The organism is Mycobacterium sp. 852002-51163_SCH5372311 (genome assembly GCF_001667115.1).
Classification (GTDB): Bacteria; Actinomycetota; Actinomycetes; order Mycobacteriales; family Mycobacteriaceae; genus Mycobacterium.
On the sequence record NZ_LZIJ01000188.1, the window covers coordinates 88150 to 99388 of the forward strand.

Genomic DNA, 11239 nt, shown 5'->3' on the forward strand with positions numbered 1-11239 from the left:
ACCTGCGATGACGCTGCAGTTTTCGTCCTGCGGTCCAACCGCCACCATCCCCGGCAAAGCATGTTTATCAGCCGTGCTCGCGGGGGGTCGGCAATGACCGCTCCGATCTGGATGGCTTTGCCCCCGGAGGTGCATTCGGCCCTCTTGAGCAGTGGGCCGGGCCCCGGGCCGCTGCTGGCGGCGGCCGCGTCGTGGACCTCGCTGAGCACCGCGTACACGGCGGCGGCCGAGGAGCTGGCCGCCCTGGTGGCGGGCGTGCAGACCGGAACGTGGAACGGTCCGACCGCTGAAGCGTATGCGGCTGCCCACGCCCCGTATCTGGCGTGGCTGACCAAAGCCGCTGCCGACAGCGCGACGACGGCCGCACGGCACGAAACGGCGGCCACCGCCTATGCCACCGCCGTGGCCGCAATGCCGACGTTGGCCGAGCTGGCTGCCAACCACGCGACGCATGCCGTGCTGGTGGCCACGAATTTCTTTGGCATCAACGCCATTCCGATCGCGGTGAATGAAGCTGACTACGTGCGGATGTGGATCCAGGCCGCCACCGTGATGAGCGTCTATGAGACGGTCTCGTCGGCGGCGGTCGCCGCGGCGCCGGAGACCACCGCGACCCCGCAGATCATGAAAGCCGACACGCTGGCCGCCGCGTCCGACGACCCGTTCGCGTTGCCCCCTGACCGGCAGAACGAGATCTATCAATGGTTGGAGCAGAGCGGCTTTATCGACTTCTACAACGACAGCCTTCAACCGCTGATAGATGCGCTGTACAACAGTCCTTTCTTCCAAGAAATGTTTGGTGGATTTGACCCGTGGCTGCCCATCCTGGGTAACCCCCTCAGCTACCTGAGCCCGTTCAACATCGCGTTCGCTCTTGGCTATCCGATGGACATCGGTACATATGTCGCGCTGCTGTCGCAAATGTTCAGTTTTGTGGCGCTGGATCTGACGGCGGCGTTTGCTTCGGGTAATCCCGCGACTATCGGTTTCACCATTCTGTTCACCACCGTCGAAGTTATCGGCACGGTGATCACCGATACCATCGCGTTGCTCAAGACATTGCTCGAGCAAACGCTTCTGCTCCTGACGATTGTGTTGCCGTTGCTGGCGACCACGTTGTTGCCGCTGGCCGCCGGCGCCGTTTTGGCACCGATCGGCGTGAAGGGCCTGGCGGCGCTTGTCGCCGTGCCGCCTGCGCCGCCCGTCGCACCGCCCGTCACGCCGCCCGTGGTGGCCCTCGCGCCGCCCTCCGTCCCGACCTCCACCGCGTCGCCGGCGCCGTCTCCGGTGGAAGCGACTACGTCGGCTCCGGCAGCCGCACCGCCACCCCCGTCAGCCGTACCTCCGACGGTGACCGGCGCGGGCGTGGGCGCGGGCATGGAAGACTTCGCCTACCTGGTGGGTGACCTGAATTCGGCGGTCAGCGTCGCCGCACGTAACGGCGCCCGAAAAAGGGCGGCGGAACCCGACAGCGCCAAAGTCGCACCGCTCGCGACGACACCCAAGGAAGAGAATCAAACGCAGCGGCGACGACGGACGAAGGCACAGCTGCTCGGGCGTGGTTACGAATACATGGATCTGGAGCCGACGGCGGCGTCGGACCAGGGCGCAAGCCCGCAGGGATTCGCCGGAACCGCCGCCAAAGCCGGCGCCGCACAGCCGGCCGGGTTGATCACACTGAGCGACGAAGCGTTAGGCGGTCCGCGTATGCCGATGATGCCGCGCACCTGGGAGCCCGACGCAGGAGACGACCACAGTAGGTGACCCGCGGATTGCAGAACACCGACCACTCGCATCCCTAAAAACCGAGCCATGTTGCAGTCTTCAATCCGCTAGCGCCGCTGCTAGCACATTGCAAAATCGCGGGCCGGCCATCGCAGAGACGGATGTTGCTGTGGTGACACGTGTGGTTCCCTACTCGTCCGACAGCCCCCGACATATGCTCGCGTCAGCCACTGTTCCTCGGCGGCCGGATGTCATTGGGATCGTCCGGGTTGGGCTCACCGAACCAACGCGACGGCTCGTGCTGGCCGTAGGAGTCGTGCCAGTCCCACCATTCGTACGGCGCGGTCTGCGGATAGCCCTCCGGCGAATCCTCCCAAAACTCCTGACGGCCCAACGCGGTCATGTCGAGGTAGCTCCAGGTGTTGCCCAGCGCCTCGTCACCCCGGTTGTTGATGAAATAGGTGCGAAACACCCGAGCCCCGTCGCGAATGAATGCGTTCGTACCGTGCCACTCGGCCACGCCGAAATCGGCATCGAAAATGTCGGTGATCGAGTACCATGGCATCCGCCAGTCCATCCGCGCCTTCAGCCGTTGAATATCCGCCTGCGGTGCACGCGATACGAACACCAGCGTGGTGTCACGGGCGTTGAGATGAGCCAGGTGTCCGACGTGGTCGGCGATCATCGAACAGCCCGGACAGGCGTGGTCGGGCCAGCCGTGGACGCCGGGCTCGAAGAAGGCGCGGTACACGATCAGCTGCCGTCGGCCCCCGAACAAGCCGAGCAGGGTCACTTTGCCGTCGGGCCCGTCGAACTCGTAATCCTTGTCCACCGCCAGCCACGGCATCCTCCGGCGCAGCGCCGCCAACGCGTCATGGGCTCGCATCACCTCCTTCTCCTTCACCAGCAACTGCTGATGAGCTGCCTGCCACTCCTGCGCCGACACGATCTGAGGTCTGCTCATTGCGATCTCCTCCCTTTCAGGCCAGCGGTGACAAGCCGGCGGATGTGAGCAGGTATGCGTCATGAGGCCGGAAATCGCAGGCGATCTCGAGTACCGCCTTGCCGACCTGCTCGGGGCTGAGGACGGGTCCCGACGACCTTACGAACGTGTCGACGTCGACGCCCTGCCGCTCGGCGTAGGCCGCGACGGCGTCGGCGCCGAGGTCGGTAGCCGGCGTAAGGCGCGGCAGCACCGACACGAAACCGATGCCCAGAGCGGCCCGTTGCGATTCGATAGCCGCGTAGCTGGCGATGAATCGGACGGTGGCCTTTGCCCCCGCGTAACCTCCGCTCAGCGGCGACCCGTTGACGGCGGCGCCGCTGGACAGAGCGATCACCGCGCTTCCCGGCGCCAGCGGATGCCGCAACGCTTCTCGGCACCAATGGAACGCCTGCGCGACGTCCACGTTCCAGTTCCGGCTGAAGGACTCCCACGTCTGTTCGTGCAGCGGACGCATTTGCGGAGCGGCCCCGGCGCACAGCACCAGGGTGCGCGGCCGGTAGTCGTCGAGCAGCCGACTTGCCGTGGCCGGATCGGCGGCGTCGGCAACGACGGGGGTGAATGCGTCACCGAGCTCGTCGTGCAGCTCTTCGAGTCGCGCGGAGGTACGTGCAATGCCGACGACGTGCGCGCCGGCGGCCGCCAGCGCCAGAGAAATGGCACGGCCGAACCCACGACCTGCGCCGGTAACGATCGCGGTGTCGCCGACGAGGCCGTCGGGTCGTGTTGAAGCTGGCTGGTTCATGCTGGTACTCGCTTTCCAAAACTTTCCGAGAGTGCTGGTGGGTCACTAATTCGGATACGGCGAACGACCCGGATTCATCGCTGCGGACCGATGAATTTCCACCCGCGGCTGAATCCGTATTAAGTGAGGAAGGGAGAACGACCGTGCCGGCTCAGCAGGAGTTCATCGAGCAGGCTGCGCCGTTTCGTGCCGAGTTGATCGCGCACTGTTACCGCATGCTCGGCTCGGTGCACGACGCCGAGGACCTGGTCCAGGAAACATACCTGCGCGGCTGGCGTGGGTACGAGGCGTTCGAGCAACGAGCGGCACTGCGCACGTGGCTGTACCGGATCGCCACGACCGCATGTCTGCGTGCGCTGGAAAACCGCGCCCGTCGGGTGCTGCCCGCCGGAGTCGGGGATGCTTCGACCGACCCGGACACCAGCCTCGACGGAGGTGGTGGCTACAACTGGCTGGAACCGATCCCCGACGACCTGACCGTCCAGACCCCCGAATCAGCTTTCACCGCAAGGCAAAGCGTCCGTCTGGCCGTGATGACGGCTATGCAGGAGCTTCCGGCGCGCCAGCGAGCCGTGTTGATCCTGCGCGACGTCGTACAGTTCAGCGCCGCCGAGGTTGCCGAACTACTGGAAACCACCCCCGCGGCCGTCAACAGCGCGCTGCAACGCGCCCGTGCACACCTGGCCGCGGTAGCGCCCACCGAGGAAAGCGTGGCCGAGCCCGACGACGCCGAGCTCCAGGCGTTGCTCGACCGCTACTGCGCGGCGTTCGAAAACGCCGACATGGCCGCCCTCACCGAACTGCTGCAAGCCGACGTGAAGCTCGAAATGCCGCCGATGCCATTGTGGTTCACCGGACGCGATGCGGTCACCGGCTTCCTCGCCGCACGTGCCTTCACCAGTCCCGGTGACATGGCGCTGATCCCGACGGCAGCGAACGGGCAACCCGCTGTCGCCGAATACCGGCGCGCCGACGACGGCGTCATGCGGGCCCATTCGATTCACGTCATCACGGTCGGCACCAGCCGGATTGCTGCCCTCACCGTCTTTCTCGACCCGGCGCTCTTCGCCAGTTTCGGCTTGCCTCCAAGCCGATAGGCGCGCGCTGCGCCTACCCTCGAGTTCACATCTGGTTCAGATGTGGACAGGGTGGTAACACACCATGAGTATTAGGCGCGGTACTGGTTGTTGAAGGGTGACTGAGTGAAAATTCCGGGTATCGGCCTGGTGGGCAGTTTGGCCGATGGTGTCGTGCAGGCCGGTGCGCAGGCTGCGTCTGGTGCCGCGGGCACCGTGCAGATGCTGGCCAGCCCGGTAGTGGAGTTGGTTGGACCGGTAGCGCAGGCCGCGGCTCAGTCGACCGGGCGGGTGCTGGGGATCTCCAACGGCTCGGCCACCCGGGCCACACCACCGGTGCGTTGGCAGAGCGGCCACCGGGTGCATCTGGATTTGGATCCGCTGCTGCCGTTCCCACGCTGGGATGAGCATGCGGCCGTGGTGGAGGAGCCGGTGCGCCGCATCGCCGGGGTGGCCAAGGCTCACGTCGAATGCGCGTTGGGCCGGCTGGTCGTCGAGCTCGATCAAGACGCCGACGCCGACGCGGTCTTGGACGAGGTGCGCGACGTGGTCGGCGCTGTGGCCGAGGACCTGACGCTGGTGGGGGCCGGGTCGGCGCCAACGGTCGCGGCGTTCGCCGACCCGGGCAACCCGTTGGCAATCCTGGTGCCGCTGACGGCTGCGGCGATGGATCTGGTCGCGATGACTGCCGCCATCACCGGCTCGGTCGCCAAACTGCCGGCCGCACCGCAGACCACCCGGGCCGTGGTCGCTCTCATCAACCATCAGCCGCGCATGGTGTCGGTGCTGGAGTCGCGGCTGGGTCGAGTCGGGACCGATATCGCGCTCAGCGCCGCGACGGCCGCGGCCAACGGGCTCACCCAGGCATTCGGCACCCCGATGCTCGATCTGGTGAGCCGTGGCCTGCAGCTTTCCGAGGCGGCCGCGCATCGCCGCGTATGGCGCGAGCGCGAGCCCCACTTGGCCTCGCCTCAGCGGCCGCAAGCCCCGGTGGTCCCCGTCATCTCGTCGGCCGGGACCAAGTCGCATGCGCCGCGGCACGCGTGGGCGGCCGCGGCGACGGGTGACGAAGCACATGTCGTGGTCGGCGGAGCCATCGATGCCGCTATCGACACCGCGAAGGGCTCGATGAAGGGGCCCGTGGAGAGCTATTCCGATTCGGCCGCGAACGGCTCGCTGATCGCCGCGGCGAGCGCGTTACTCGCCGGCGGTGGCACCGAGGATGCGGCCGGCGCGATCCTGGCCGGGGTACCGCGCGCGGCCCATATGGGCCGGCAGGCATTCGCGGCCGTGCTGGGTCGCGGCCTTGCCAACGCGGGCCAGCTGGTGCTCGACCCGGGTGCACTGCGCCGCCTGGACCGGGTTCGGGTGGTCGTCATCGACGGCGCCGCGCTGCGCGGCGACCACCGGGCCGTCCTGCACGCCGAAGGAGACGAGCCCGGCTGGGACGACGACCGCGTCTACGAGGTCGCCGACGCGCTGCTGCACGGCGAGGAGGCACCCGAGCCCGACCCCGACGAGCTGCCGGCGACCGGCGCGCGGCTGAAATGGCTTCCGGCACAGGGGCCGTCGGCGGCGCCCGCTCAGGGCCTGGAACGCGCCGACCTGGTGGTCGACGGCCAGCGCGTCGGAGGTGTCGCCGTCGGCTGGGAGGTCGATCCGTACGCGATCCCGCTGCTGCAGACCGCACACCGAACCGGAGCGCGCGTGGTGTTGCGCCACGTGGCGGGCACCGAAGACCTGTCCGCGAGCGTCGGCGCGACGCACCCGCCCGGCACCCCGCTGCTGAAGCTGGTCCGAGACCTTCGTACCGACCGCGGACCGGTGTTGCTGATCACCGCCGTACACCGGGACTTCGCGTCGACGGACACCCTGGCGGCGCTGGCCATCGCCGACGTCGGGGTGGCTCTCGACGATCCGCGTGCCGCCACACCGTGGACCGCCGACATCATCACCGGCACCGATCTGGCGGCCGCAGTGCGGATACTTTCGGCGATCCCGGTGGCTCGCTCCGCCAGCGAATCGGCGGTGCACCTCGCCCAGGGCGGCACGACCCTCGCCGGGCTGCTGCTGGTCACCGGCGAGGAAGGCAAATCCACCAACCCAGCCACTTTCCGTCGCTGGCTCAATCCGGTAAATGCCGCGGCCGCAACGGCTTTGGTGTCGGGAACCTGGTCGGCCAGCAAGGTGCTGCGGCTGGCCGATCCCACGCCGCAGCCGCTGACCGCGTGGCATGCGCTGGACCCCGAGATCGTCTATTCGCGGCTGGCCGGTGGCGCGCGCCCGCTGGCCGTCGAGGCCGGGAACGCGCCCTGGCGCCGCATTCTGGACGACCTGTCCTACGAACCGGTGGCGGCGCCGCTGCGCGGCCCCCTGCAGGCACTGGGCCGGCTGACGGTGGCCACCAGGCACGAGCTCGCCGACCCACTGACGCCGATCCTGGCTGTCGGCGCCGCGGCGTCGGCGATCGTCGGCAGCAACATCGACGCCCTTCTGGTTGCCGGCGTGATGACCGTCAACGCGATAACCGGTGGGGTGCAGCGGTTGCGGGCCGAGGCGGCGGCCGCAGAGTTGTTTGCCGAACAGGACCAGCTGGTGCGCCGTGTGGTGGTCCCGGCCGTGGCGACCACACGGCGGCGGCTGGATGCCGCCCAGCACACCACGCGCACGGCCACGGTGTCCGCGAAGTCGCTGCGGGTCGGCGATGTCATCGACCTGGCGGCGCCGGAGGTGGTCCCGGCGGATTGCCGCCTGCTGGTGGCCGAGGATCTCGAGGTCGACGAGTCGCTGCTCACTGGTGAATCGCTGCCGGTGGACAAGCAGGTCGAACCCGTTGCGGTCAACGATGCCGACCGGGCCAGCATGCTGTTCGAGGGCAGCACGATCGTCGCGGGACACGCCCGCGCGATCGTCGTGGCCACCGGAGTCGGCACCGCCGCGCAGCGGGCGATCTCGGCGGTCGCCGACGTGGAGACGTCGGCGGGAGTGCAAGCCCGGCTGCGCGAGCTGACCAGCAAGGTCCTTCCGCTGACGCTGGCCGGGGGTGTCGCGGTGACCGGTTTGGCGCTGCTGCGCCGCGCGTCTTTGCGGCAAGCGGTTGCCGACGGTGTCGCGATCGCGGTGGCCGCCGTGCCCGAGGGACTGCCGCTGGTGGCCACGCTGTCCCAGCTCGCCGCGGCGCAGCGCCTGACCGCTCGGGGCGCACTGGTCCGCGCTCCTCGTACCATCGAGGCGCTGGGCCGGGTGGACACCATATGTTTCGACAAGACCGGCACCCTGACCGAGAACCGCTTGCGCGTGGTGCGGGTCGTGCCTGCGAAGACCAATACGCAGGGTCCCTATCCGGACGCCACCGATGCGGACGCCGCAGTCGTGCTCCGGAAGGCCGCATGGGCGTCCACCCAGCCCCACGACGGGCAGGGCCATGCGCACGCCACCGACGAAGCCATCCTCACCGCGGCGAGTTCGCTTAACGGCCAGAGTGATTCGGGTTGGACCGTGATCGCCGAGGTACCGTTCGAGTCGAGTCGTGGTTTCGCCGCATCCATCGGAACGTTGAGCACCGACCCCGGCACCCCGATGCTGATGCTCAAAGGCGCTCCCGAGACGGTCCTGCCGCGTTGCCGGTTCCCCGACCCCGACGCCGATCACGAGCACGCGGAATCGTTGGTACACCACCTCGCCGAGCAAGGCCTGCGGGTGCTGGCGGTGGCGCAGCGCCGATGGGAGCACGACACCGATGACGACGACGACACCGATGCCGACGCCGTCGACGAGGCGGCGCACGACCTCGAGCTGATCGGTTACGTGGGGCTGGCGGACACCGCGCGGCCGTCCTCGCGCCCATTGATCGAAGCTCTGGTAGACGCCAAGCGCCAGGTGGTGCTGATCACCGGCGACCACCCCGTCACCGCACGGGCGATCGCCCGCCAGTTGGGCTTGCCGCCGGATGCGCGGGTGGTGACCGGGGCGGAACTCGTCGGCCTCGACGAAGACGCGTCAGCCAAACTCGCCTCCGACGTACAGGTTTTCGCCCGCGTCAGCCCCGAACAGAAGGTGCAGATCGTGGCGGCGTTGCAGCGCTGCGGGCGGGTGACCGCGATGGTCGGCGACGGGGCCAACGACGCCGCCGCCATCCGGATGGCCGACGTGGGTATCGGGGTCAGCGGTCGGGGTTCTTCGGCCGCGCGGGGGGCTGCGGACATCGTGCTGACCGACGACGACCTGGGCGTGCTGCTCGACGCTCTGGTCGAGGGCCGCACCATGTGGGCGGGCGTGCGTGACGCGGTGACGATCCTGGTCGGCGGCAATGTCGGCGAGGTGCTCTTCACGATCATCGGGACGGCATTCGGCGCCGGCCGGGCGCCGGTTGGGACTCGCCAACTCCTGCTGGTGAATTTGCTCACCGACATGTTCCCGGCGCTCGCCGTCGCGGTGACGTCGCAATTCGAAGAGCCCGACGACGAGGACTATGCATCCGAGGCGGACGCCGACGAGGCGCGTCGCGCATATCAACGCGCGGTACTGACCTCGCCGACGCCATCACTCGATGCGCCTCTGATGCGCCAGATCGTCAACCGCGGTGTGGTCACCGCTGCCGGCGCCACTGCCGCCTGGGCCATGGGACGCTGGACGCCTGGAACCGAACGCCGCACGGCGACAATGGGATTGACCGCCGTGGTGACGACGCAGCTGGCGCAGACCCTGCTGACGCGACGGCACAGCCCACTGGTTGTGGCCACCGCCCTGGGCAGTGCGGGGGTTTTGGTCGGCATCATCCAAACACCGGTTCTCAGCAACTTCTTCGGGTGCACGCCGCTGGGCCCCGTGGCCTGGACGGGGGTGATCACCGCGACGGCGGGGGCTACCGCGGTGTCGGTGTTGGCGCCGCAGTGGTTGACCAAGACGATCGGCGCCGTGGTACCCGATCAGGAGTAAAGGATTCCGGGCGAGCAGACGCAGAATCGCGTATTTCGACACGAAATAACGCGATTGTGCGTCTGCTCGTGATCTGTCGGGTCACCATTCGGCAGAGTCGTGATTACGACGTGGCCCGTTGTCCGCATCGGTTCTGTAACCAATTGCGTTGCCCACCTAGGCAAAAGCCTCCAGTCACCGATACGGTTCCGCAGGGGGTGATAACGGACATTGCTGATACCAAAGGAAGAATGTTGACTATCTTGGCTCGGTTCAACATCGCGATCGCTGTCGGCGCCGGGTTGTGCGGAGCCGCTGTGGCATTCGGTCCGGATGCGGCAGCCGCCCCGGTGCCGACCGGCGGACCCAGCTGCCTCGAGCAGATGGCGGGCCCGGTAGTTCCGGCAGGCGCACCCGCACCGGCGCCGATGGCGTTACCCGGCCCTCCTGTCGTCGCGGCACCGCCGCCTCCGCTCGACGTGCCCGCACCTCTCGTGCCGGCCGGAGCGGGCGCGCCTGCCGCTGCTCCCGCGGCAGCGCCGCTGGAAACCATGGCGGGGGCCGTCCCGCGAGCGGGTAAGGGCGTTCCCACTGCACCGGCGGCGCCGGTGTCCGTGCCGGTCGTGCTGCCCGGCCCGTTGCCTGCGCCGTCAGAACCTACGGCTGTTCTGGTGGGGGCCGTTGCTCCGGATACCCGTGCGGGTTGCGCGGGAGGATGACGAAAACCCTATTCCTGCACGATTACCGGGTCACCGACGTTGACCGTGTTGTAGTACCACTCCGCATCGGCTGGACTCAGGCTGATGCAGCCGTGGCTGACATTCTCGGCCCCCATCGATTGGACCGCCCACGGAGCTGAATGCACGAAGAGGCCACGGCTGCTGATACGGACGGCGTAGTCGACCGTGACCCGGTAGCCCTCGGGATCGTCGACGGGAATACCGACGCTGCTCGAATCCATCGTGACCGAGCGGTTTTTCGACATGACGGCGTAGGTGCCGACCGGCGTCGGAAATTCGGCCTTGCCCATCGACGCGGGCAACACTCCGTCTTCGCCCCAGTGCGGTCGATGGTGCGCCGACGGCAGTGGCGGCGCTGTTCCCGGTTCTGCTCCGTCGATGCTGACCGTGAACGTGTGATCCGAGATTTTGGCGACGCCGAGCACAGCGGGACCGGTTTTGAAATCCGTGGCCAAGGCGCCCACCGATAGCCTCACGTCGCTGTGCGCCGGCCAGAATCGGTCGGGTACCCACTGCACCACATCACGGTCGAGCCATTCGAACTTCCCGGTCATCGCGGGCGCCGATTTCACTTGAATGGCGTGTTCGGCCGCCCGCCGATTGGCAATAGGCCCAGTAAAAGTCACCACGACGGGGTGGGCGACGCCCACCACCTGCCCCCGCGCCGGCAGCACCGATGCGATGGCGAAGTCATGCGACTGACTGGCCGCCAGGGTTACCCGTGCTGGCGGCGCAACCAACGTCGCGCCGATCCCGATCACCACCAGAACAGATCGAAGTGCCGCTCGCATCGCTTCCCGTCATCCTTTGCGCCGAATCGAAACAACCCCGAGGAAACCTTGTCGTTGGTCGATGGTAGGGGTGACAAGACGCAGCGGACGCCAGCGCGCGCGGGCAGCTCGATCAAGTCTCGGTCAAGTTTTGGTCACGGCGAACAGACGCGAAAGCTCCTGTTTCGGGCGTTGTCAAGCTGTCCGGAGTCGTTCGGGTTTGGGAAGATTGATGCCGACGGTGTCGCTGGGGGCGGGGGTTC

Annotated in this window: 7 protein-coding genes; 4 read left to right on the plus strand and 3 right to left on the minus strand. The window is 67.8% G+C overall.

The window, feature by feature from the left end:
• The first annotated feature begins 93 nt into the window (after window positions 1-93).
• Window positions 94-1764 carry a PPE domain-containing protein gene (locus A5791_RS22840; protein ID WP_067241770.1) on the plus strand — a complete coding sequence of 557 codons (1671 nt, stop codon included), beginning with the start codon at window positions 94-96 and terminating at the stop codon, window positions 1762-1764.
• 184 nt (window positions 1765-1948) lie between these two features.
• On the opposite strand, the gene A5791_RS22845 is transcribed toward A5791_RS22840, so the two are convergent.
• A complete protein-coding gene (locus A5791_RS22845; protein WP_067241772.1) occupies window positions 1949-2689 on the minus strand; it encodes a DUF899 domain-containing protein in 741 nt (246 codons plus the stop codon).
• Between the two features lie 16 nt (window positions 2690-2705).
• Complete coding sequence (locus tag A5791_RS22850) at window positions 2706-3473, minus strand: SDR family oxidoreductase (protein WP_067241775.1); 768 nt, start codon at window positions 3471-3473, stop codon at window positions 2706-2708.
• Between the two features lie 80 nt (window positions 3474-3553).
• On the opposite strand from A5791_RS22850, the gene A5791_RS22855 reads away from it, so the two are divergent.
• The 3 genes from A5791_RS22855 to A5791_RS26195 all read left to right on the plus strand — a co-directional run bounded on the left by A5791_RS22855 (window position 3554) and on the right by A5791_RS26195 (window position 10185).
• Complete coding sequence (locus A5791_RS22855) at window positions 3554-4570, plus strand: sigma-70 family RNA polymerase sigma factor (protein ID WP_082967083.1); 1017 nt, start codon at window positions 3554-3556, stop codon at window positions 4568-4570.
• A 105-nt stretch (window positions 4571-4675) separates the two neighbouring features.
• Window positions 4676-9487: a cation-translocating P-type ATPase gene (locus A5791_RS22860; RefSeq protein ID WP_067241780.1), complete on the plus strand. Its 4812-nt coding sequence runs from the start codon at window positions 4676-4678 to the stop codon at window positions 9485-9487.
• Window positions 9488-9717: 230 nt separating this feature from the next.
• Window positions 9718-10185, plus strand: coding sequence for a hypothetical protein (locus A5791_RS26195; RefSeq protein ID WP_082967082.1), 468 nt, complete (start codon window positions 9718-9720; stop codon window positions 10183-10185).
• Window positions 10186-10193: 8 nt separating this feature from the next.
• Here A5791_RS26195 and A5791_RS22865 read toward each other — a convergent pair whose 3' ends face one another.
• The gene (locus tag A5791_RS22865; protein ID WP_067241782.1) at window positions 10194-10997 is read right to left on the minus strand and encodes a L,D-transpeptidase; all 804 of its coding nucleotides are present in this window, start codon (window positions 10995-10997) and stop codon (window positions 10194-10196) included.
• Between the last annotated feature and the right edge of the window lie 242 nt (window positions 10998-11239).

What these genes read in the sequence shown, in the direction of transcription:
- A5791_RS22865 (WP_067241782.1), bottom strand. Translation starts at nt 10,997, where the DNA reads ATGCGAGCGGCACTTCGATCTGTTCTGGTGGTGATCGGGATCGGCGCG.
- A5791_RS22840 (WP_067241770.1), top strand. Translation starts at nt 94, where the DNA reads ATGACCGCTCCGATCTGGATGGCTTTGCCCCCGGAGGTGCATTCGGCC.
- A5791_RS26195 (WP_082967082.1), top strand. Translation starts at nt 9,718, where the DNA reads ATGTTGACTATCTTGGCTCGGTTCAACATCGCGATCGCTGTCGGCGCC.
- A5791_RS22850 (WP_067241775.1), bottom strand. Translation starts at nt 3,473, where the DNA reads ATGAACCAGCCAGCTTCAACACGACCCGACGGCCTCGTCGGCGACACC.
- A5791_RS22845 (WP_067241772.1), bottom strand. Translation starts at nt 2,689, where the DNA reads ATGAGCAGACCTCAGATCGTGTCGGCGCAGGAGTGGCAGGCAGCTCAT.